At 61.3% G+C, this 23,116-nt stretch carries 21 protein-coding genes; 13 read left to right on the top strand and 8 right to left on the bottom strand.

Annotation, left to right across the window (positions count from 1 at the left end; all coding sequences use genetic code 11):
• Positions 1–155: 155 nt before the first annotated feature.
• Positions 156–773, bottom strand: coding sequence for an LOG family protein (locus tag ON753_RS12600; RefSeq protein ID WP_265962982.1), 618 nt, complete (start codon positions 771–773; stop codon positions 156–158).
• A 213-nt stretch (positions 774–986) separates the two neighbouring features.
• On the opposite strand from ON753_RS12600, the gene ON753_RS12595 reads away from it, so the two are divergent.
• The 7 genes from ON753_RS12595 (at position 987) to ON753_RS12565 (ending at position 8,944) form a co-directional block, all read left to right on the top strand.
• Positions 987–2,504, top strand: a complete 1,518-nt coding sequence (locus ON753_RS12595) for a LysM peptidoglycan-binding domain-containing protein (RefSeq protein ID WP_265962981.1) — start codon at positions 987–989, stop codon at positions 2,502–2,504.
• 139 nt (positions 2,505–2,643) lie between these two features.
• Positions 2,644–3,036 carry an ArsR/SmtB family transcription factor gene (locus ON753_RS12590; protein WP_265962980.1) on the top strand — a complete coding sequence of 131 codons (393 nt, stop codon included), beginning with the start codon at positions 2,644–2,646 and terminating at the stop codon, positions 3,034–3,036.
• Between the two features lie 228 nt (positions 3,037–3,264).
• Positions 3,265–5,112, top strand: coding sequence for an ABCB family ABC transporter ATP-binding protein/permease (locus tag ON753_RS12585; protein WP_265967140.1), 1,848 nt, complete (start codon positions 3,265–3,267; stop codon positions 5,110–5,112).
• Between the two features lie 308 nt (positions 5,113–5,420).
• Positions 5,421–6,380 carry a LysR family transcriptional regulator gene (locus ON753_RS12580; RefSeq protein ID WP_265962979.1) on the top strand — a complete coding sequence of 320 codons (960 nt, stop codon included), beginning with the start codon at positions 5,421–5,423 and terminating at the stop codon, positions 6,378–6,380.
• Between the two features lie 106 nt (positions 6,381–6,486).
• Positions 6,487–7,233: a phosphatidylserine decarboxylase gene (locus ON753_RS12575; protein ID WP_265962978.1), complete on the top strand. Its 747-nt coding sequence runs from the start codon at positions 6,487–6,489 to the stop codon at positions 7,231–7,233.
• Between the two features lie 68 nt (positions 7,234–7,301).
• Positions 7,302–8,114 carry a CDP-diacylglycerol--serine O-phosphatidyltransferase gene (gene pssA / locus ON753_RS12570; protein ID WP_323054803.1) on the top strand — a complete coding sequence of 271 codons (813 nt, stop codon included), beginning with the start codon at positions 7,302–7,304 and terminating at the stop codon, positions 8,112–8,114.
• Between the two features lie 80 nt (positions 8,115–8,194).
• Positions 8,195–8,944, top strand: coding sequence for an SDR family oxidoreductase (locus tag ON753_RS12565; RefSeq protein ID WP_265962976.1), 750 nt, complete (start codon positions 8,195–8,197; stop codon positions 8,942–8,944).
• Between the two features lie 122 nt (positions 8,945–9,066).
• Here ON753_RS12565 and ON753_RS12560 read toward each other — a convergent pair whose 3' ends face one another.
• From ON753_RS12560 to ON753_RS12545, 4 genes are all read right to left on the bottom strand, one after another.
• A complete protein-coding gene (locus ON753_RS12560) occupies positions 9,067–10,035 on the bottom strand; it encodes a bifunctional helix-turn-helix transcriptional regulator/GNAT family N-acetyltransferase (protein WP_265962975.1) in 969 nt (322 codons plus the stop codon).
• A 236-nt stretch (positions 10,036–10,271) separates the two neighbouring features.
• Entirely contained in the window at positions 10,272–13,814 is a 3,543-nt protein-coding gene (locus ON753_RS12555; protein ID WP_265962974.1) for an efflux RND transporter permease subunit, read from the bottom strand.
• Entirely contained in the window at positions 13,811–14,752 is a 942-nt protein-coding gene (locus ON753_RS12550) for an efflux RND transporter periplasmic adaptor subunit (RefSeq protein WP_265962973.1), read from the bottom strand. The genes ON753_RS12555 and ON753_RS12550 overlap by 4 nt, the downstream gene beginning before the upstream one ends.
• A gap of 183 nt (positions 14,753–14,935) precedes the next feature.
• Positions 14,936–15,493: a PadR family transcriptional regulator gene (locus ON753_RS12545; RefSeq protein WP_265962972.1), complete on the bottom strand. Its 558-nt coding sequence runs from the start codon at positions 15,491–15,493 to the stop codon at positions 14,936–14,938.
• A gap of 480 nt (positions 15,494–15,973) precedes the next feature.
• Between ON753_RS12545 and ON753_RS12540 the strand changes: the two genes are divergently transcribed.
• A complete protein-coding gene (locus ON753_RS12540) occupies positions 15,974–16,372 on the top strand; it encodes a hypothetical protein (protein WP_265962971.1) in 399 nt (132 codons plus the stop codon).
• A 563-nt stretch (positions 16,373–16,935) separates the two neighbouring features.
• Entirely contained in the window at positions 16,936–17,166 is a 231-nt protein-coding gene (locus ON753_RS12535) for a hypothetical protein (protein WP_265962970.1), read from the top strand.
• A gap of 43 nt (positions 17,167–17,209) precedes the next feature.
• Here the strand turns inward: ON753_RS12535 and pcaF are convergent, their stop codons facing one another.
• The 3 genes from pcaF to ON753_RS12520 all read right to left on the bottom strand — a co-directional run bounded on the left by pcaF (position 17,210) and on the right by ON753_RS12520 (position 19,947).
• Entirely contained in the window at positions 17,210–18,415 is a 1,206-nt protein-coding gene (pcaF, locus tag ON753_RS12530; protein WP_265962969.1) for a 3-oxoadipyl-CoA thiolase, read from the bottom strand.
• Between the two features lie 129 nt (positions 18,416–18,544).
• On the bottom strand, positions 18,545–19,345 hold the full coding sequence (locus ON753_RS12525; RefSeq protein WP_265962968.1) for a cupin domain-containing protein: 801 nt from the start codon (positions 19,343–19,345) through the stop codon (positions 18,545–18,547).
• The gene (locus ON753_RS12520; protein ID WP_265962967.1) at positions 19,342–19,947 is read right to left on the bottom strand and encodes a mannose-1-phosphate guanylyltransferase; all 606 of its coding nucleotides are present in this window, start codon (positions 19,945–19,947) and stop codon (positions 19,342–19,344) included. The genes ON753_RS12525 and ON753_RS12520 overlap by 4 nt, the downstream gene beginning before the upstream one ends.
• Before the next feature lie 171 nt (positions 19,948–20,118).
• Between ON753_RS12520 and ON753_RS12515 the strand changes: the two genes are divergently transcribed.
• The 4 genes from ON753_RS12515 to ON753_RS12500 all read left to right on the top strand — a co-directional run bounded on the left by ON753_RS12515 (position 20,119) and on the right by ON753_RS12500 (position 22,935).
• Positions 20,119–20,958, top strand: a complete 840-nt coding sequence (locus tag ON753_RS12515) for an ATP-binding cassette domain-containing protein (protein ID WP_265962966.1) — start codon at positions 20,119–20,121, stop codon at positions 20,956–20,958.
• Positions 20,948–21,775, top strand: a complete 828-nt coding sequence (locus tag ON753_RS12510) for a metal ABC transporter permease (protein WP_265962965.1) — start codon at positions 20,948–20,950, stop codon at positions 21,773–21,775. The genes ON753_RS12515 and ON753_RS12510 overlap by 11 nt, the downstream gene beginning before the upstream one ends.
• Positions 21,772–22,188, top strand: a complete 417-nt coding sequence (locus ON753_RS12505) for a Fur family transcriptional regulator (RefSeq protein WP_265962964.1) — start codon at positions 21,772–21,774, stop codon at positions 22,186–22,188. The genes ON753_RS12510 and ON753_RS12505 overlap by 4 nt, the downstream gene beginning before the upstream one ends.
• Before the next feature lie 165 nt (positions 22,189–22,353).
• Complete coding sequence (locus ON753_RS12500; protein ID WP_265962963.1) at positions 22,354–22,935, top strand: NnrU family protein; 582 nt, start codon at positions 22,354–22,356, stop codon at positions 22,933–22,935.
• The last annotated feature ends 181 nt before the right edge of the window (positions 22,936–23,116 follow it).

Below are 23,116 nucleotides of genomic sequence, written 5' to 3'. Positions count from 1 at the left end.
AGACAGAACCCGTCGAATATGACGCGCCGGAGCCAAAACGGCGAGGAGCCGGAAGGAAAAGTCGGCAGGTGGATGGGTGCGTTGGCCAAGGGGTTTTGGCGCTGGCCGTCGCAGCCGTCTTGGCACGGCTGCAATCGAGTTTGGAAGTCCGGGCCCTAAAGTTCCGAAACCGTAGCGACTTCGTCCGGATTATCCTGGTCCCCGCCGCCAACGGCCCGTTGCAGCATCGGCAGGACATCTTCGACGCGTTTGGCCACCAGATAGGGCACTTCCGTCTCCGGACGGATATAGCCCTGGGCGCGCATATGGTCGAACAGTTCGAGAAGGGGCGACCAGAAACCGTTGATATTGGCAAGCGCCACGGGCTTGCGATGCTGGCCGAGCTGCGCCCAGGTCATCATCTCCACGGCTTCCTCAAGCGTTCCGATGCCGCCAGGCAGGGCAATGAATGCATCCGCCTTCTGGAACATCAGGTGTTTTCGCTCGTGCATGTCCTTGGTGATGATCAGGTCATCCAGGGATTCCAGCATGACCTCCCGCTTTTCGAGGAAATGCGGTATAATGCCGGTGACTTTGCCGCCCGCTTCCAGTGCCGAATTCGCAACCGTGCCCATCAGACCGACCGAGCCGCCGCCATAGACCAGGCGCAGGCCTGCCTCGGCGATGAGCTGGCCGAGCCGGGTGGCGGCCGCCTCGTGGGACAGGTCCGAGCCAAAGCTGGAGCCGCAATAAACACAGACGCTTGTGAGCTGATTTTGAGGAACCGTATTCATGACGCAAAGATGTGGCCCGTGACTGTCGAGACGTCAAGCATTCTGTTTGAAAGCTCGTGGCTCCAGCCTGATTTCTTGCCGTGCCTTTAAAAGACAGCTATGCATGCAATTTGATAGAATATTGTCACGGCGACGTGCCGCGCCCCATATACATGTGGGACTGATACAGAAAAGCCTTGGGATTTCCTTCTGGCGTTTCTGATGGGATGAGAAATGACTAAACAGAGACTGATCTGGACTTTGGCCGTGGCGGTACCGGTGGGACTGGCGGCGCTGGCAGCCGGTTATGTCTATCGTGATACCGGACGTGTGCCATTTCAGGAGCAGGCCGACGATTCCGCTCCCGCCGGCTCCACGAGCGTGGCGAAGCAGCAGGCAGCCGATGGCGGACCCGATGCCGCGTCCGAGACGGTCCAGTCCGCGCAAACTCCCGCTGTTCAGGACCAGCAGGCCGGTGAAAACGCCCCGATCAAGGGGCCGAGCTTCGATGTGGTCGGAGTCGAGTCCACCGGTGAAACCGTCGTGGCCGGCCGCTCCGAAGCCGGTGCCATTGTTGCCCTGACCGCCAATGGCAAGGTGGTCGGAAAGACCATCGCCAACGAGGTGGGGGAATGGACCATCATTCTCGACGAACCTTTGAAGCCCGGAGATTACGATGTCGGGCTGGAAGTGCATGACGACCAGGGCACCGCCATTGAACATTCCGAACAGCGCCTGGCAGTTTCGCTCGCCGAAGACGGCAACGAAAAGCCGCTTGTCGTCCTGAACACCCCGGACGGCCCATCCGACATCCTACAGAAGCCGGCCGGCGAACAGCAAGTGGCCGGAGTGCAGGGCAAGGAAGACATGAGCGGGTCCGAAACCGCCGGAACGGTGGTCGCCGCGGTGCAGGAAACGCCGGACGATGCTGACCCGGATGTGTCCGGCCAGCAGGCAGCTGCGCCCGGGGGCGCCGGGCAGGCACCGGAGGGCGGCGACGCATCGGCGGTTGCCGTAGGCGCGGCTCCGGCCGGCCAGCAGACTGGAATACAGCAGGACACGGCGGGGGTCGCCGCGCCCGGTACACGTGACGAAACCGGTAAGACTTCTCAGAATCCGGAGACGGCTGCGCCCGCCGTGACGGCATCGGCCGAGGCAAACTCCGGCGAAGCATCCGCCCTTGAGGCCGATACGTCTGCGCCCGCAGTGACTGTCGAGGCGGTCGAGTCCGAAAAGGACCGGGTGTTCATTGCCGGCACGGGCGTGCCGGGATCTTCGGTTCGCGTCTATGTCGGCGAAGATTTTCAGGGCGAAGCCAAGGTGAATTCCAGCGGCAGGTGGCTCGTCGAAGGCGACAAGAACGTGGCCGAGGGCAATGTGGAAGTCCGCGCCGATCTCATTGCCGAGGGCGGCGATTCCGTCGATGCGCGCGCTGCGGTGACCTTCTCCAAGGAGGAAGACCGGCAGATCGTTCTGACCAAGGTTGTGGCAACCGGTGTCAGCGGCAATGCCGGCACGCAAGGAGCGGAAGTCCAGAAGGCCTTGCCGGTGGTCATCATCCGCAAGGGAGACAATCTCTGGCGCATTTCCCGGCGGCTTTATGGTGACGGCGTCCGCTACACCACGATATATCAGGCCAACAAGGAACAGATCCGCAATCCGGACCTGATTTATCCGGGGCAGGTGTTTCTCACTCCGGAAGAGGACCTGAACTGGGCAAGTCCGGATGAGGAAAACGGCCGAAACGGCTGATTTCGAGCAGTTTTTCAGGTAGAAAAAGGCAGGATACCGTAATCGGTTCCCTGCCTTTTTTGCTCTGCCTCTTGTATTGGGGGTGATTCATCGCATATCACCGATGAGACACGGGTGTGTGATTTGAGGGAGCAGCCTGATGAGCAGGGCGGGACCGCCGTCGGAAAAAATCTGCACGGCGCCAAAGGAAGAGTTGGCGGGCTGTGAAGAGCTCGCGGCGATCTTTCGTGCGTTGGGGCACCCGGCGCGTCTTGCCATCGTCAAGCAGCTTGCAAAGCAGAACGAGGCCTGCTGCGGAGAGATCGTGAACCATCTGCCGCTGGCTCAGTCTACGGTTTCTCAGCATTTGCAGGTCCTGAAGGAGGCAGGTCTCTTGACCTGCGATGCCCGCGGCCGCAATTGCCATTATCTGCTCAACTGGGACAGGCTCGCTCAGGCGGAGCGCCATTCGAACGAATTCTGGTCCCGGCTCAATTCAGTGCCGGCAGCCTGCACGGAACAGAGCAAATTGGCGCCGGCGACCAAGGATTAACGCGATCCGGAGCCGCCCGGCATTCGTGCGAATGCGTGCGGAAAGCTTCGACGATCTGAAATCGATCAACCTTTTGCTTCTGCGTCCAGGCGGGTTGATCCAGCGGCTGCCGCCGGCAGCTCGGAGAACAGTGTGACCGATCAATCAGCCACCTCGCCGCAAAAGCAATCCGCTGCGGCTGAAGGCAGCCATTTAGGAAAAACCGTCAGCGCCGATGAAGGCACCACGCTGACGACACTCGCCAATCTGTGGCCCTATATCTGGCCCTCGGATCGCCCGGACCTGAAAAATCGGGTTCTGCTGGCGATCCTCGCCCTGGTAATCGCCAAGTTCGTTACGGTGCTTTCGCCCTATTTCTTCGCCTGGGCAACGGATGCGCTTACCGGAGAAGCCGTAGGTCTGCCGGCCTTTCTGGTGGCGCCGGTCATGCTGGTGCTCGCCTACAACGCAGCTCGGGTGATGGCGGTGGCCTTCAACCAACTGCGCGATGCGCTCTTCGCCCGGGTCGGGCAGCACGCCGTGCGCCAACTGGCATTCCTGACCTTCCGCCACTTGCACCAACTGTCGCTGCGCTTTCATCTGGCCCGCCGCACCGGCGGTCTCAGCCGTGTGATCGAGCGCGGGGTCAAGGGCATCGAATCCATCGTTCGCTTCACGATCCTGAACGGCATCCCGACGGTTCTCGAGTTCGCCATCATGGCGGCGGTGATCTGGTATCAGTTCGGCTTCTTCTACGTGGTGATCGTCGCTGTGATGATCGTGGCCTATGTCTGGTTCACGATCAAATGTTCCAACTGGCGCATCGGCATCCGCCGCGAGATGAACGAGAGCGACACGGATGCCAATTCGAAGGCCATCGACAGCCTGCTCAACTTCGAGACGGTCAAGTATTTCGGCAACGAGGACATGGAAGCCAAGCGCTTCGATGCGTCCATGGCCAAATATGAAACGGCGGCGACAAAAACATGGACGTCCCTGGCCTGGCTCAACCTTGGCCAGGCGGTCTTCCTGGGCCTCGGCATGGCGGCCTGCATGGGGCTCTCTGCGCGGGCTGTGATGGCTGGCGAGCAGGATATCGGCGACTTCGTCCTCATCAATGCTCTCCTGATGCAGATATCCATCCCGCTGAACTTCATTGGCTTTCTCTACCGCGAAATCCGCCAGGGACTGGCCGACATCGAATCCATGTTCGACCTCCTGATGGTGCCGGCCGAAATCAAGGACAAGCCGGATGCCGGGCCGCTGAAGGCCGTCGAAGGCAGGATTGTCTTCAAGAATGTCTGCTTTCACTACGATCCGGAACGGCCAATCCTGAAAGGCATCGACTTCGAGGTGCCGGCCGGCAGAACCATCGCGATCGTCGGGCCGTCGGGGGCGGGCAAATCGACCATCTCGCGGCTTCTGTTCCGCTTCTATGATGTCACCGGCGGGTCGGTGGAGATCGACGGTCAGGATGTGCGCGACGTGAGCCAGGAGAGCGTGCGTCATGCGATAGGCATGGTGCCTCAGGACACGGTGCTCTTTAACGACACCATCGCCTATAACATCCGTTACGGGCGCCCGGACGCTAGCGATGAGGAAGTCCGCGAGGCGGCTCGAATGGCACAGATCCACGAGTTCATCGAGAACCTGCCCCAGGGCTATGCGTCGGAAGTCGGCGAACGCGGGCTGAAGCTTTCGGGCGGCGAGAAGCAGCGCGTGGCAATCGCGCGGACGATTCTTAAGTCTCCGCCGATCCTGATCCTCGACGAGGCGACGTCGGCGCTGGACACGCATACGGAACGGGAGATCCAGTCTGCACTCGACCAGGTGTCGCGGAACCGGACGACGCTGGTCATTGCCCACCGGCTGTCGACGGTGGTCAATGCGGACCAGATCATCGTTCTGGAAGCCGGCAGGATCGCCGAGCGGGGCACCCATCAGGAGCTGCTCGGCAAAGACGGGCTCTACGCCTCCATGTGGGCCCGCCAGCGCGAAGCGGACGAGGCCGAGGAGCGGCTGCGGGCCGCCAGGGAAAATGACGAGCTTGGCATCGTCACACGGGGGCAGGCGGCCGATTACGTGCCGGCGAAGTAAATCGCGGCCCTATAGCGGTCGTCAGGCCGCGCGGGTTTCGGCGGGCTCCCGATCATTGGCGCACGCAAAGCCGCTCGCGGGTCCTCTGCGTGAGGACCCCGGTGGGCCTTGCCCCGGAAAAGGATCCGGGACAGGGCTCTGGCCAGGGCGCTCAATTCGCGGTGCCGGGCGGCGCGGGCACGGGTTTCGTAAATATCTCCTGTATGCATCATGGTCATTCCCTCCTTGGTGACGAAGGGGTTGTCCCACATTGCGTCTCATCGAAGAATTGGGCTAATCTGGAAGATATCTTTCGAAAGTTTCGAAGAATGCGTCTGGACGATCTGAAGTTTTTCAAACGGGTGGCCGAACTCGGCAGCCTTTCGGCCGCGGGACGGGAATTCGGCCTGTCTCCTTCTGCGGCCAGCAGCCGGCTCAGCAATCTCGAAAAGGAACTGGGGACGCAACTTGTCGCCCGCACGACCCGGCGCACGGGATTGACGGAGGCCGGTCAGGTCTTCCTGAACCATGCCGCGGCCGCGGTCGGCGAACTGGAGCAGGCCAAGGCGTTGATCGATGCCGCCGAAGACACTCCGCGCGGCCTCTTGAGAATATCGTCGAATGTCTTTTTTGGACGCAAGCATATCCTGCCCTATCTGGCGGAATACCGGCAGCTCTATCCGGATGTGCGTCTGGAGGTCGATATGACCGACCGGCTCGTCGATCTCGTGGCGGAGGGCTATGACATGGCGATCCGTGGGGCTCCGTTGCCGGATTCAAGTCTGATTGCGCGCAAACTGGGCGGCAATCCACGTGTCCTGTGTGCCAGCCCCGTCTATCTTGCCCGCAAGGGCACGCCGCACAGGCCGGAGGACTTGAGAAACCACGACTGTATCGGCTTCGACCCGATGCCGGTGTGGTACTTCAACGGACCGGACGGCGAGATTGCCCATCACATTGAGGACCCGGTGATTTCGGGCGATAGCGGCGACTTCGCCTATGACGCCGCAATCCACGGACTGGGCCTGACGGTCAAGTCCGTGGCGCATGTCTGGGAGGATTTGAGGGACGGACGGCTGGTGGCGGTTCTGGAGGATTATCCGATCGCCCGCACGGGCAACATCTATGCGGTGTATCCCCCGGCCAGATTCATACCGCCGAAGATCACGACCTTTGTCGATTTCCTCCTGTCCAAGTACGGGCGGCCGCCTTATTGGGAAACGGATCACCGCCAGGCCGCCAGGGCTCTGCCTCCGGGCGCCGGGAGAGATCAACCGGAACCTGTGTGATTTTCCCGCGTTGCTGGTTCTCTTTGATCGGAAAAGCCTCTAGAAGCGAACTGGAAAACAAGCGCGACAGTTGCATATCCGGTGTCGGAACGATCCGGAATGCAAGGTGAAGCGGCAAAATTGCTGTTCCAAGGAGCGGAAAGTAAGAATGTCAATCATTGACTCCGTTACCAAATCAATGGTCCCGATCCACCGCGAAGGCTGGCCATTCATTGCTATCGCGCTGGTGGCGACGCTGGTCGTCGGCTGGTTCGTCGATCCGTTGTTCTGGATCGGTCTCATTTTCACCGGCTGGGTCTGCTATTTCTTTCGCGATCCGTCACGGGTGACGCCGCTCGGCGAGGGCTTCGTGGTTGCGCCGGCCGATGGTGTCGTCAGCCACGTTGGCCTTGTGAGCCCGCCGGCTGAACTGGAGCTCGGCAGCGAGCCGCTGATGCGGGTGTCGATCTTCATGAACGTGTTCAATTGCCACGTGAACCGCGCCCCGATCGGCGGCAAGATCACGCGCGTTGCTTACCGGGCCGGCAAGTTCCTGAATGCAGAACTCGACAAGGCAAGCGAAGACAATGAGCGCAACGGCCTGGTGATCGACACCGGAGAAACCCGCATCGGCGTGGTCCAGATCGCCGGTCTTGTCGCGCGGCGGATCGTTTGTTTCGTGCGGGAAGGGGAGACGGTCTCTACCGGGGAACGTTTCGGAATTATCCGCTTCGGATCGCGCCTGGACGTTTACATGCCGGCCGACACGACGCCGAAAGTGGCACTCGGTCAGACCATGATTGGTGGCGAAACGGTGCTGGCCAATCTGGAAGAGCCGCAGGCGCAGGCGCAATCGCTGACACGTTTGAGCTGAGGACCAACTTGACCCAGGCTCCACAAAATAGCGAGACCCGGACGCGACGGACGCCCCGTTTCCGCCGCGTGCCGCTGCGTCTGATCATCCCGAACATGGTGACCTTGCTGGCCCTTTGTTCAGGCCTCACGGCGCTGCGCATGGCCAATGAGGGACGCTGGGAATTTGCGGTCGGTGCCATTCTTCTGGCGGCTGTTCTGGACGGACTCGACGGCCGCGTGGCGCGGATGCTGAAGGGCACCTCCCGGTTTGGAGCCGAACTCGATTCCCTTGCCGATTTCGTCAATTTCGGCGTTGCCCCGGCCGTGATGCTGTATATCTGGATCCTGAACGAAGCCGGTTCCCTCGGCTGGATCGCCGCGCTGATCTACGCGATTTCCGCAGCCCTTCGCCTTGCCCGCTTCAACGTCGCGCTGGACGACCCCGACAAGCCCGCCTGGGCATCGCGTTTCTTTACGGGCGTGCCCGCACCGGCCGGGGCCGTGACGGTCATGCTGCCGCTCTATCTGGACTTCCTGGGGTTGTTTCCGCACTGGTTTGCCGACGAAGCCTTTGTTGCGGCCTACACGGTCGCCATTGCCTTCCTGCTGATCAGCCGTTTGCCGACCTATTCCGGCAAATCGATCGGAACACGCGTCCGGCGGGACTACGTTCTGCCGCTCTTCGTGTTCGCCGTGCTGATCGTGGCGCTTATCGCCAGCTATCCGTTCCGCATGCTGGCAGCCGGATCCGCGCTCTATCTGCTGACGATCCCCTTCTCCTGGCGGACCTTCCGCAAACTGGCCCTGGCGGACACGGCGCGCGGGTTCGACGATGACGGTGACGAGAGCGACACCGATATGGATAATCTGGCCGACCGGGACAAAGACCACGGCGGATGACCGCCCTGGTCTCGCAAATCGGGTTTCAGTGGGCGGAAAACCGGTTCAATTAGGCATCCTCAACCATTGAGGAGCTGAATATGTTGGACGGAAAAACCATCCTGATCACCGGCGCCAGCAGCGGCATCGGAGCCGCCGCGGCGCGATTGCTGGCGGAATCCGGCGCGAATCTGATGCTCGCGGCACGGCGTGGCGACAAGCTGAACGAAGTGCGGGCCACCATACCGGTTGCTTCAGACCGCATAGCCCTGTTTGTCGGGGACGTCTCCGACCCCTCTTTCGCGCAAGCATCTGTCCAGGCGACCCTGCATGCTTTCGGCGGACTGGACGGCGCATTCAACAACGCGGGAACGCTTGGCGACCTGGGTCCGGTGCCGGAGATGAGCCTCGGGGCCTGGAATCACGTCATCGTAACCAACCTGAACAGTGCGTTTCTTGCCGCCAAGCACCAGATCCCGGCCATGAGAGCGCGCGGCGGCGGTTCGATTGTTTTCACCTCATCCTTCGTCGGTCACACGATCGGTCTACCGGGGATGGCCGCCTATGCCGCCGCCAAGGCGGGTCTGATCGGGCTGACCCAGGTTCTGGCTGTGGAACATGGACCCGAGAATATCCGTGTCAACGCGCTTTTGCCGGGTGGAACGAAGACCGGCATGGCGGGGGACGATCCGGCGTATCTCGAGTATGTTGCAGGTCTTCATGCCCTGAAGCGGATGGCCGAACCTGAAGAAATAGCAAGAGCTGCCCGGTTCCTGCTCTCCGACGCCGGGTCGTTTGTAACCGGTTCTGCCATGCTTTGCGACGGTGGTAATTCCATCACCAAAGCCTGAGGAGTGTTGCCTTTCTTGACCCGATAAATTGTGCGGATGCAGGGCTCACCGGCTGACGGGAATTGCCGCGATGGGCCCTGCCACACTCGGAGCTGACAGCTTCACCTCCCTGTGAAACAGGATCATGCTGCGGGCCGCGATCCGGGCCTCTTGCGGATAAACTTCTGCTCCGTCACCGCCTTGCCCCACTGATCGCCGACATATTCGTCGGTCAGCTCGAATCCGTGCTTTTCATAAAGACTGCGAGCGGCGTCCAGTCCCTTGAGCGTCCAGAGATGGATCTCATCGAACCCCTGCCGGTCGCAATGGTCCAGCGCCCTTACCAGAAGCTCTTTGCCAAGGCCCTTGCCTCTTAAACGCTCCGACAGAATGAACCAGCGCAGGTGAGCGATGTTGTTGCCCAGATCTTCACCGTCGATGCTGATCGAGCCGATCACCTCGCCGTTTTCGACAACGCTCCAGCTATTGTTCGCCGGATTGCCGATGCGGGGCATGAATTCGGCCATGGCGTTCGAGACGACGCTTTCGAAGGTCGGTCCCATCCCGACAATCGGGCCGTGGGTGCGGGCATGCATGGCCGCGACATCGCCGATCATGCCTGTCTGATAGCCCTCGACGATTTCATATTGATGTACGGGCGCCGCGCCGTCCGCCAGCGGGACTGCCAGCGCGTCCGCATAGGCCTCCAGAGCGCTTGCCACCGTTTCAGCGTTGCTGTCCCTGATGCGTGAGAGCGCGCCCCTGACCTGGCCGTCGGCGAACCGGTTGATCGCCGCGAATGTCTGCTGCCCTGCCTGCGTGAGGTTCAACCCGAAGGCCCGTCCGTCGGAGGCCGAGCGGGCCTGTTCGATTTCGCCGCGCGCTTCCAGTGATTTGAGCAGCCGGCTGATGGTGGATTTTTCGAGCTTCAGCCTGGCCACAAGATCCTTCGCGGTCAGGCCCGGGTTGAGCCCGATTTCCAAGATGGCATGCACGCCCGAGCCGGAAAGGTCTGTCCCGGCGATGGTCTTGTCCAGAAAGCCGAATTCCCGGACCAGCCTGCGGGAGGCGGCGCGGATGTCGTTGACGAGATCGGGGGAGACGTGGGTCATGGGGCGCTCATATAGTTGTATGAAGCAACTATATGAGCGACCGGTCTTCGCTTCAAGAGGAATTCGTTTCGGGCGACATCACAGGGAGGTACCATGCGGACGAAAGCCGGCCGCCATTTACATCGTCAGTCGTGGGAGCGATGCGGGGAACCGGATGATGGTGGAAGAAAGCTAGCTTTGAATGGACAACCAAAAAGGCCACCGGAATCCGGCGGCCTCTTCGTCTTGTCATCTTGTCATTCCGCTGCGTAAGGCATTTCCTCTTGCGGCGGGCGCCTTGGCCGTTCCGGAATGGAGACCACCCGGGCCGCAGCACGGTCCTGCGTGTCGGCGTCGTCCGTCTGCGCCGTCGTGGCCGTTGCCGGTTGACGGCGGAAGCGGTTGGCGATCTTCCGGAACACGCCCGCCCATACGCTCGGCACTGCGATCATGACCGGGATCATGAGCAGCGTCAGAACGGTGGAGAAGGCGAGGCCGGAAATCACCGCCGTTGCCAGCTGCACCCACCAGACCGCCGTAATGCCGCCAAAGGAGACCACCTGATTGAAGAAATCCAGGTTGATCATGGTGGCCATCGGGATCAGGCCGGCGATCGTGGTGATCGTGGTCAGGAGGATCGGGCGAATACGCTGTGCGGATGTCTTCAGGATCGCATCCAGCGGCGTCAATCCATCCTCCAGGAACCGGTTATACGTATCGATCAGCACGATGGCGTTGTTCACGACGATGCCGGCGAGCGCCACTACCCCGGTTCCGGTCATGATGATCGAGAACGGCTGGTTGGTAAGCAGCATGCCCAGAAGCACCCCGAACGCGGACATGACCACGGTCGAAAGGGTCAGGATGGTCTGGTAGAACGAGTTGAACTGGGTCAACAGGATCAGGAACATCAGGAAGAGCGAGGCTGCCGCTGCTTTCATCAGGAATATGCCCGATTCCTGCTGGTCCTCATCCGCACCGCGGAACTTCAGGAAGACGTTGGACGGCCATTCCTGAGAATCCAGCCACGCCTGAAGCTCGCCGACCTGCTCCGTCGGGTTGGATCCGGACGCCGGATCGACGGTGGCTTTCACGAACATGGAATAGAGCCCGTCGCGGCGGATGATTTCCGAGACTTTCGGTGCCGGTTCCCGGCTGACGAAGTTCGCCATGGGAACCAGTCCGAGATCGGTCTGCAGCCGCAACTGGTCGAACTGGTCCATCGTGCGCTCGTTGTCGGGCAGGCGGACGCGGATATCGACTTCGTCTTCGCTGTCGCCCGGACGGTAGGTGCCGATGAGGACACCGTTGGTCACCAGCTGGACCATGTTGCCGACCGAGGCGATATTTGCCTTGTAGCGTCCGGCCTGTTCCCGATCGATGGCGATCTGCCATTCGATGCCGGGCAGGGGACGGTCGTCCTCCTGATCGATCAGCGTGTCCGCCCCGTTGATGTGGTCACGGATCCTGGCAACCGCAGCCACCATGTCGGAATAGTCGGTCGACCTGACCTCGAGCTGGACGTCCTTGCCCGTTGGCGGACCGCCTTCGATCTTGCGGGTTTCCACCTTGATGCCAGGTATCTCCGCCGTGGCGGCACGGATCTCGGCAAAGATCTCCTTCGCCACCCGGCGGCAGCAGAAATCGGCGAGCTCGATATTGATCTCGCCCATGACATCGGCAGGCTTGTCCTGAACGTCACCGACAGACGGACCGCCGGACGAACCGCCCGGGGTGAAGGAATTGGTGATGACATTCTCGACACCCGTCACCGTCATGATCTTTTCTTCGACCTTGACGACGAGATCGCGGGCCTCGGCCGCGGACATGTTGCCGCGTCCGGACACCAGCACGACCGCCTGTTCCGGTTCTTCGTCAATGAAGAACTGAACACCGGTCGGGTTCGCGATGAATGCGCCGAGGATCACGGCGCAACTGCCGATCAACAGCACGAGCGCGGCGATATTGCCGATCGGATTGCCGGCAAACATCTTCAGCACGCGGACATAAACCCCGGTGAAGCCGCGAACCTTGCGCACGTCGAACTTCTCCGCGCCGGAAAGAGCCGCAGCTTCCTCCCGGTCGATCGCCGCCTGCCTGGCGGCGCGGGCCTGCGACCAGCGCACGAACGGACGCAGGATCCTGTAGGACAGGTAGCCGACGACGACGAACGCAGCGATGGCGAGCAGCGCGGTCAGCGGCAGCATCGCGTTCGCGGGAACGGAGCCGGCCAGTGCAGCGGGGACGAACGGTCCCATGCCCACCGCAAGTGCGGCCAGTATCGCGAAGGTGAGGGCCAGCAGCACAGTGGCATGCCGGCTCAACCAGTGAGACACCCGCGCAAGTATTCCGCCTGTCACCGGCAGGAAGATCATTGCCGTGAACAGCGACGCGGTCAGGACGATGATGACCATGATCGGCAGGTAACTCATGAACTCGCCGGCAACGCCCGGCCACAGCAGCATCGGCAGGAAGGCCACAAGGGTCGTCGCCGTGGAGGAGACGATCGGCCAGAACATAAGCTTGGCGGCCCGGATATAGGCTTCCCGGTCTTCCATACCCTCATGGATTTTCCGGTCGGCATATTCCGTCATCACGATGGCGCCGTCCACGAGCAGGCCGACTGTCAGCACGAGGCCGAACATGACCATGTTGTTGATCGTGTAGCCGACACCGCCCAGGATCAGGAAGCCGACCATGAACGACGTCGGGATCGCAAGGCCGACGAGCAGGGCGGAGCGCAATCCGAGCGCCGCAAGAACCAGGATCATGACCAGGAAGATCGCGGTCAGGATCGAGGACTCCAGCGAGCCCAGAACCTCGAAAATATGCGAGGACTGGTCGAGCATCATGTCGACATGGATGGTTTCCGGCCAGTCCTTCGAAGCGTTTTCGACCGCTGCCCGCACGGCGGCATTGTTCTCGATGATGTTCGTGCCGATCCGCTTCACCACCTGCAGGGCGATAGCCGGATTGCCGTTCACACGGGTATAGGCGTTCGCGTCCTTGAACGTGCGGCGGATTTCGGCAACGTCGGCCAGCGTGACGACGCCTTCACCGCTCTGTTTCAGCGGCAGCGTGTAGACATCCTCCGCGCTTTCCACGAGGCCAGGCACCTTGACGTTGAAGCGGCCCTTGCCACCGTCGATGAAACCGGCCGGAACGAGCTGGTTGTTCATCCGCAGCGCGTTGAGCAGCTCCTGCTGGGTGATCGAATAGGATTCCAGTTTCTGGGTATCGATCAGCACTTCCAGCAGCTCTTCGCGGTGGCCGGTCAGATCCGCCGAACGCACGCTATCGATCGCCTCGATCTCGTCCTTCAGGCGCCGGGCATGCTGATAGAGCGTGCGTTCGGGCACATCGCCGGAGAGTGCAACGAACATGGTCGGTGCCAGCGCAAAGTTCATCTCCGTGATCGTCGGCTCCTCAGCCTCGTCCGGAAGCTTGCTCTTTGCCTGGTCGACCTTGTCGCGGACATCCGCCAGGGCCTCGTCCTTGTTGAACGAGATGTCGAATTCCAGAACGAAGCCTGCGTGGCTTTCCGAGGCGATCGCGGTGATTTCCTTCAGCCCGTCCAGGCCGCGCAATTCGGTTTCCATCGGCCGGACCAGCAGGCGCTCCGAATCCTCCGGCGAAATGCCCTGTTGCGTGACCGAAATGTAGAAGATCGGCAGATCGATATCAGGGCTGGCTTCCTTCGGGATTGAAATATACGCCACGATACCGGCTGCGATCAGCGCCAGCATCAGGACGAAAACCGTTTTCGGACGTCGAAGGACGCCTTCGAGCATGTCTATCATTGGTCAACCTCTGCCGTCTCGTAGACCGGCTCCACGATCTGCCCGTCAGAGACGTATTCCTGCCCCACGGTGATGGCGGTGACTTCTTCCGGCAAACCGCCGACCCACATTCCGTCCTGCTCTCCGCCCAGCACCTGGATCGGGTAGAAGACCGTCGTATTGTTTTCGTCAATGGCGCGAATTCCAACCTGTCCGGCATCGTTGAGCGTCAGGATCGCGGGAGAAATCTTGTGTGCACGCTCCACGGGCAATGGGATCCTCGTCACGGCGGTAACACCGTCGCGGGCCTTGCCCTCCGGGTTGGGCAGCGCGACCTCGATGCGGAACGTCCTGGTATCCGGATCGGCAGACGGCGAGATATACCGGACCTCGCCTTCCAGGTTCTCTCCGGTCACCAGGGCGACTTCCGCCGGCATGCCGGTGGAAATCTTGCTGATGCTGAGCTCGGAGACCTGACCGATGGCAATCAATGGATCCGCATCGACAACGGTCGCGCAAATGCCGCCCTTGTCGAGCTGCGCTCCGATTTCGGCCATGGGGCTTTCGATCAACCCGCCGATCGGAGCCCGGATCACAGTCCGCTGAAGCTCGAGCTCGGCTTCCTCGAGCCGCGCCTTGGCGGCATCCAGCTGCGCCTGTACCGCGGCAACACGGGTCTGGGCGGTGAAGCCCTTGGTGTTCAGTTGCGTGGCAGCGGCATGGTCGAGTTCGGCCTGTGCAAGCGCAGCCTTGGCCTCCAGGACACTTGCCTCGCGGGTGCCCTTGTCCAAAACGCAAAGCACGTCGCCCGCCTCCACGCGGGCGCCTTCCCGGGCCGGTCGTTCTACGACATCGTCGCTGGTCGAAGCCCGGACGGCGACCTTGGCTTCCGCTTCCGTGCGTCCGCGCACTTCCAGGATAGCCTGCCGGTCCTCTGCGGCAAGGCGCTTAACCTGCACACGGAAGGCTTCGCTTTCCGCCTCGCTGACCCTGAGGGCAGGGGAGGCGTCGCGTTCTCGCCATCACCCACACCGCCGACCACGATCGTGCCGCTGTACATCCAGGCCCCGATGCCGGCTGCGAGACCGGCCGCCAGGAGGTAGGAAAATTTCACTCGCATTTCTAAAACTCCGAAACGTCGCTTACTCCGCCGCCGCCGGAATGGCTTGGGCCGCGTCTTCAGCAATCTTGATAAGGGCCTCGCCATGCTCTTCCAGATAGGCCAGGGTGGAATTCATGCAGGCGATCCCGTAGTCCCGCGTCCATTTGGAGCCGGGGTGCTGGCATTGCTTGTCTTCTTCCGTGTCCGTCAGCAGTTTCAGCTCTTCGCGTACCTGGGCCTTGCGCCGCTCCACCGCGCGGCGGATGACTTCCGGCGGCAAGAGGGCTGCATTCAGCGCGATCAGCAGAAACGGGGACTTGAACGTGTCCGGGGCCTGCGGTTCGCACAGGGAGGCTATGAATTCCGCACGCCCGGGCTCCGTGATGGAATAGACCTTCCGCGCCGGCTTGCCCGGTTGCGGTTCCTCGCGCACCGTGACCAGCCCTTCCGATTCCAACCGGGCCAGAGCAGGATAGATCGAACCGAAGCTGGCATCCTCGAAATAGCTGAACCGTCCTTCGGTGGACTGCTTCCGGATTTCATAGCCGGTCGCATCTCCGAAGGACAGGATGGCAAGACACAAGCTGCGTACGCTCATTAACTTCTCCGTGCTCGGGAGCAACTCCCGGCCTGACGGCGCTCTCTTGTTGGACGGCAGGGTGGCGTTCGCCGGACCTGCACCCTGTAGAAATTGACATATACCGGCCCGATATATCGAACAAATATATATTTTGCCGAAGTCAATCAAGAGTGCAATGCACAAAATCTACCCGTAGGTGAAAAAAATTTTTGATTCAACCAGATTCACCCGGCTCTGCTTAGGGTATGGCCCCACAAAATTGACAGGTTGTTGGCACCGGGCAATGAGGACTAAGCTGTAGACACCGACATGGGATGGCAGCGTGACGGGGAGGCGGCCTCTTCCGGGTCCTCCGGGATTGGATCAGGACCGCGCCTGACGACGCATAAAGTTGAAAGGGACCGGGTTCCGGTCCCTCACCCTGATGCTGCATGCGAGGACCCGAAGATGTCCAGAATTGGCAAGACCCAAGTCCGGTTGACGTTACCTCAAGAACCATTGCTCCGGCTGATTGTGATTAACGGCGTTGCCGGGATAGGCATCGCCGGCCTCGTGCTAGGAGGCCTGTTCGGGGCCAATATCGGCAACCTGAGAACCCTGGTCCTCAGCGCCGACAATCCCGTTCTGCCGCTCCTGATGCTTGCCTTCGGCATGGTGGTTACGCTCGGCTCCGTCGTGGTCGGATCGGCCATCATGCTGCTTGGCGGCAACAGCTCCCAAGGGGGCCGCCGCTCAACGCAAGGCATGGGAAACGGGAAATGCAGCTGCGGCCCTTGCCGGTGGCTGCCTCACGCCGGCGCCCGGGAAACAAATCCTGACAACGGGCAGAACCGGCCAGAGCCCGCCCGCTCTGTGAAGCAGGCGCGGCTGTGCGGTCAGTGCGCGAAGTGCTGGTGAACGACGTTTGCCTTTGCCGCTTGTCCGCGGCGCGGCCCGAAATCAGCGAACAATATCATGGCCGCAGCGGCAAGAAGCAGCAGCAATCCAGCAGATGAGAGCCTCATCTCTGCGGTCCTTTCGTTCATGACATCCTCCGCGTTCGATGCGTGGTTTATGAGTCCGCGGCATCTAAGGTCCCGGTAACATCACCCCTAAAATTTTAGGTATTGGCAGATTTGACGATGGCTCGTGCGACTTGCACCTGCCCGCTTGTCCCGCGCTGGCCCGAAATTAACTATAGCCCTTAAAATTCAACTTAAATCAGATCTGACTCGGTTGCACCGCCAACATCTTTCAACTACCCATTAGACAGCTTAATCAATTGTTAACCATTGCCAGAGGTTGTAGTGCGTTATCTTTTTAGAAATCTTCATGTATTTGTTTTTGCAATCTTTTCTCTGCTTGCGGCATTGCTGGTTGCCAATGGTCCGCACAAGGCCGTCAACCTGATGCGGCCTCTGGTTGAGGATGCCGTCGAGGTGAGAGACTTGACAGTGGCAGCTTATCGGGAGATCCGACAGTTGAGCTTGCATGTCGTTTCCGACGAAGCGGTTTCCCTCTACATCGCCACGCTTCGCATGCCCAGCATGCTGTTCGAGCGGCTGGCGGACCGTCTGGCCGAGGTTGAAAAGAAAGTCTCCATGAGCCCGCAGGTGGAGCCCGCCGGACAAGCCGATGCGCAGAAGGCGACCAGGCTGCCGCGCGAGTCCCGGGCCATGGCTGCCGGCGATCTGCGCAAGCGACGCCTTTAGAGACGTCCGGCCGAAAGGCGGCATCCCGGCGCCGGCTTAGCCTTCAAGCTGCAGCCAGGGCGATGGATATTCCCTGGCCGACGCCGATGCACATGGTCGCGAGCGCGAGCTTTCCACCGCGCTTCTTGAGCTCGAGGGCCGCCGATCCGGCAATCCTGGCGCCGGACATGCCGAGCGGATGGCCAAGGGCGATCGCTCCGCCGTTGGGGTTCAGGAACTCGGCATCTTCCGGCAGGCCGAGGTCACGCATGACGGCCACCGCCTGGGCGGCGAAGGCCTCATTCAACTCGATCACATCGAATTCCGCCAGCGAGATGCCGTGGCGGGCACACAGCTTCCGGGTTGCGGGAGCGGGGCCGATTCCCATGATCCGCGGCGGCACACCTGCGGTTGCTCCGCCGACGATGCGGGCGATCGGCTTGAGATTGTACTTTTCGACCGCAGCTTCGGACGCGATCAGCAGCGCGGCAGCGCCGTCATTCACCCCTGATGCCGTCCCGGCCGTTACCGTGCCGTTTTCCCGGAACGGCGACTTGAGGCCGGCCAGGGACTCCAGCGTCGTGCCGGGCCGCGGGTGCTCGTCCGTGTCCACCAGAACCGGGTCGCCCTTGCGCTGAGGTATCATGACAGGCACGATTTCTTCGGCAAGGCGTCCGGACGCCTGGGCTTTTTCGGCCCTCTGCTGGCTGCGGGCGGCAAAGGCATCCTGGTCCTGGCGCGAGATCGAAAACTCCTCCGCGACGTTTTCGGCCGTTTCGGGCATTGAATCTATGCCGTACTGGTTCCTGAGCAGCGGGTTGACGAAGCGCCAGCCGATCGTCGTGTCGTAGATCTCTGCATTGCGCGAAAAGGCGGCCTCCGCTTTCGGCATCACGAAGGGGGCACGGGACATGCTTTCTACGCCGCCCGCGATCGCCAGGTCGATTTCGCCGGCCTTGATGGCTCTGGCCGCCGTCAGAACCGCGTCCATTCCCGATCCGCACAGGCGGTTGAGGGTGAGCGCCGGAACGGTGTCGGGCAAGCCTGCCAGAAGCGCTGACATGCGCGCGACGTTGCGGTTGTCCTCGCCGGCCTGGTTGGCGCAGCCGTAAAAGACATCATCCACTTCCGTCCAGTCCGTATCGGGATTGCGTTCCATAAGCGCTTCGATGGGGATCGCGCCGAGGTCGTCCGCGCGCACCGAGGAGAGCTTGCCGCCGAACCGGCCGATCGGCGTGCGGACATAATCGCAGATGAAGACGTGGTGCATGGTTCTTTCCTGACTGTCGCGGAGATCGCGGCTGGTGTGCCGAGCGACACGATTTCAAGCAAAACTGTGCCACGTCTTGCCGGATTTCAGAAGCCAAGGCAAGGACGTGTCACAGAATTCGCGAAACTGTCAGCTTTGTTGTGATGTCCCGGCGTGCCGCACGATATCGTCCTCCTGCAGGTAGGTTCCGGACTGAACTTCGATCATCTGGACCGGGATCTTGCCGCGATTGTGCAGCGTGTGCTGGGCGCCCAGGGGCACATAGGCGGACTGGTTTTCCGTGAGCAGCCTGGTTTGGCCGTTGATGGTTATCTCCACGGTGCCGGAAACGACCACCCAATGCTCGGCCCGGTGCAGGTGGCTTTGAAGGCTGAGGCCCTTGCCGGGTTTGATCATCATCGACTGGACCGCAAAGCGGTCTCCGGCATTGATGCGCTCCGTATAACCCCAGGGGCGGTAGGAGCGCGGATGCAGTTCCACTTCCTTTCGTCCCTCAGCCTTGAGCTCTTCAACCACCGTCTTGACGTCCTGCGCCCGGTCCTTGTGGGCGACCAGGACACTGTCGCTCGTGGCGATCACCATGACGTCCTCAAGACCGATGACCGAAACGAGACAGCGCTCGGCATAGGCAAGGCAATCCCTGCTGTCCAGGAAGCGCGTGTCGCCGAGACCGGAATTGCCGTCGCCGTCCTTGTCCAGAACGCTCCAGATTGCCGACCATGACCCGAGGTCGTCCCATTCGGGCGCCACGGGCGCGCAAACGACATTGTCCGCCTTTTCCATGATGGCGTAGTCGATGGAAATGTCGGCGAGTTTTTCGAATGCTTCCCTGTCGAGGCGCACGAAATCGAGATCGCTGTGCCGGGATTTCATGACCGCGGCGACATCCTTGTACATCGCCGGCTGATGGGCCTTGAAGGCATCGATCATCGTCTGCGCGGAAAAAGAAAAATGCCGGCATTCCAGACATAGCTCCCGTCCTTCAGAAAGGCCTCGGCGCGCGCAAGATCCGGCTTTTCGACAAAGGCCTCCACCGGCCGCACGGGCGCGCTGCCATCGGTCACCTTGATGTATCCGTAACCGGTATTCGGCTCCTTCGGCGTGATGCCGAAGGTAACGAGCGAGCCGTTCCGGGCTGCTTCCTCGGCTTTGAAGACGGTGTCCACAAACACGTCTTCCTTCCTGATCAGGTGATCCGACGGCAGCAGCAGCACGAGAGCCTCCGGATCGGCTTCGGCTGCGATCATTGCGGCCATCAGCGTGGGAGGGGCGGTGTTGCGGCCGACCGGTTCGAGCAGGATGGCACTGGATTCAAGATCCTGCTCGGCCAATTGTTCGCCGATGAGGAAGCGGTGATTGTTGCTCCCGATGATTATGGGTGCGGCAAAGCCGGGATGGTCGACCCGCTTGCAGGTTTTCTGAAAAAGGCTTTCGCCGCCGAAGATCGGCAGAAACTGCTTTGGCCTGTCGGTGCGCGACAGCGGCCATAGCCGGGAACCGACCCCACCGGACAAGATACAGGGAAAAATCATGGGTATGTTCCTGGAATTGGGATCACTTGAACTCAACACCTGTCGGACAGAAGCAGCTTGTTGCCGGGATCATCGCCGATTCACTTTAAAAGTTACAGACTTGACGGGCAGGTGTGTAATAATATAACGCATTACCAATGCTCATCACGAGCATAGCAGGCTCGCTGTAATATGACAGACCCACAAACCCAGCTGGTGAAGCTCGAAGGTGCCGGTGTCCGCAAGGGTGCCGAATGGCTCGTGCGCGGCGTCGACCTTTCGGTCTCGCCGGGCGAGATCATAACGCTGATCGGGCCGAATGGTTCGGGAAAATCGACCACGGCGAAGATGGCCCTGGGTATTCTCACCCCGAGCGAGGGCCGCGCGGTGCGAGTCCCCGGTCTGAAGGTGGGCTATGTCCCGCAGAAGCTGACCATCGATTGGACGCTGCCGTTAAGCGTCCACCGCTTCCTCAGGCTGACCAACCATCTGTCGGTCGCCGAGTGCACAAAGGCACTGGAGCAGACCGGAGCCGGGCGGCTCTTGAATGCGGAAATGCGGAACCTGTCGGGCGGAGAACTCCAGCGCGTCATGCTTGCCCGGGCAATTGCCCGCAATCCCGATCTGCTTGTGCTCGATGAGCCGGTGCAGGGGGTCGATTATGCCGGCGAAATCGCGATCTACGACCTGATTTCCGAAATCCGCAGCACAATGGGCTGTGGCATCCTGATGATTTCGCACGACCTTCATGTGGTTATGGCCGCGGCCGACCAGGTGGTCTGCCTGAACGGGCATGTCTGCTGCCGGGGAACGCCGTCGGACGTGAGCAAGGACGCCAACTACCAGGCGCTGTTCGGTGCGCGCGCGGGAGCGGCACTGGCGGTCTATGAACATCACCATGACCACGTCCACCTGCCGGACGGCCAGGTGCGCCACGCCGACGGCACGCTGTGTTCCGCCTGCCCGGGAGAGCATCACGACCACGTCCATGACGAACCGCACAAGCAGACTGATCTGAGCAATGCTGGATGATTTCTTCACAAGGGCTCTGGTCGCCGGCATCGGTGTCGCGGTGGTCGCCGGCCCGCTCGGCTGTTTCATCATCTGGCGCCGGATGGCCTATTTCGGCGATACCCTGTCCCATGCGGCTCTGCTGGGTGTCGCACTGTCCCTGCTGCTCGAGATCAACACGACACTGGCCGTGGGCGGCGTTTCGATCCTGCTGGCGGCCATGCTGGTGTTGCTGCGGCGAAGCAATACGCTGTCTTCCGACGCGATTCTGGGCCTGCTGTCGCATTCGGCCCTTGCCGTGGGCCTGGTCTGTCTCGCCTTCATGACCTGGGTACGTGTGGACCTTCTGGGCCTGCTCTTCGGCGACATCCTGGCGGTCACCCGACTGGACATCGCCATGATCTATGGCGGCGGTGGCCTCGTGCTGGTCGTGCTGGCACTCATCTGGCGGCGCCTTTTCGCAGCCACGGTCAGCCCGGACCTGGCGGCCGGGGAGGGATTGCGGCCCGAGCGGACGGACCTCGTTTTCATGATGCTGACCGCCGTGGTGATCGCGATTTCCCTGAAAATCGTCGGCGCTTTGCTGATTACTGCCCTTTTGATCATTCCGGCGGCTGCCGCACGACGCCTCTCCGCTTCTCCGGAGCAAATGGCGGTCATCGCGGCGCTGGCAGGGGCCGCCTCCGTCATTGGCGGGCTCTATGCATCCTTGAACTATGACACACCGTCAGGTCCGTCGATTGTCGTCGCCGCCATGGTGTTGTTCGTTGCCAGTCTTGTCCCTGGCGGCCGTGTTGTGCGAAGCATGTTGGCGAAGACGGGAGGAGACCGGCCATGAGCGCTCACGCGCATCCTGAACTGACGAAAAACCAGGCGCTGGTCTTCGGATCCCTTGCGGAGGCCGGAGGCCCCCTGACGGCCTATGCCATCCTGGATGATCTGCGCGACAGTGGGTTCCGTGCGCCGCTTCAGGTCTACCGGGCGCTCGACAAGCTGGTCGCATACGGCATGGTGCACCGCCTGGAAAGCCTGAACGCCTTCGTGGCCTGTTCCCACAAGGGATGTTCCGGTCACGGCACTGCTGCGTTTGCCATTTGTGAAAAATGCGGCGATGTGCGTGAATTCACGCCGGACGAGGCGATCAGGGCCTTGCGGGCCTGGACAGAAAGCCAGGGCTTCACATCGACCAGAACGACGATCGAATTGCGGGGCACCTGCAAGGACTGCAACGCGGCGAACTCGCCAAATTAGAGCGGGCGATGCGCCGATGCCTTTGCGGCGCGAGTCCGCACGTTGCCGGCCGAAATGCGCCCGGCAGTCGCCTTCGGGGTTGAAACCCGCCGTGTTCTAACGATAGTTGCAGCGTCTTCTCCCGCCCCCTATGGTCCGCTGGCGGCGAGAGTGAGGGAGAACTTTATGATCTTGTTGGTTGTCGGATTGATTCTGTTTTTGGGAATCCACATTGTGCCGATGTTTCCGGCTCAACGGGCCGCTCTTGTGTCGAGGCTCGGAGAAAACGGCTGCAAGGGGCTTTTTACGCTCGTTGCCGCCGTCGGGCTGGGGCTCGTCATCTACGGATACGGGGTTGCGCGCTTCGAAGGCTCTCCGCAGATTTACGATCCGCCCGCATGGCTGCGCCACGTCACCATGCTGTTGATGGTGCCGGTGTTCATCTTTCTCGTTGCGGCCTATGTTCCCAGCCGCATCAGGAACGCGCTCAAGCATCCGATGCTGGTCGCGGTCAAGCTCTGGGCGTTGGCCCACCTGCTTGGGAACGGAGACCTGGCGTCGGTCCTGCTGTTCGGCGGTTTCTTCGCCTGGGCGGTTGCGGACCGGATTTCCGTGAAGCGCCGCGGACCAGGGGCGGGGCAGCCCGATTTTGCCGCCGGGAATCCTGGCAAATACTCGGATGTCGTGGTGATTCTGATAGGGCTGGTCCTCTATGGCCTCTTCGCCTGGAAGCTGCATACGCTTCTCATCGGTGTGCCAGTCGCCTGAATCGGGCGGCCATGGGCGAAAATGCGTCCGGATGCCGCCTTTTCGGGAGCTATTGCCCCACTTGCGCCACGAAGCACGGTTTTAAGCCCGAACAGGGAATTGCCCGAGACCGATCAAATGGATAATGTGCGCCACTCAAACAGGGGCAGCGTCCCGGCTTGCGCGCCGGTGCGATAGAGTG

Source organism: Roseibium salinum, from assembly GCF_026240905.1.
Taxonomy (GTDB): Bacteria; Pseudomonadota; Alphaproteobacteria; order Rhizobiales; family Stappiaceae; genus Roseibium; species Roseibium salinum.
This window is presented reverse-complemented; position numbering and strand designations above follow the sequence as displayed.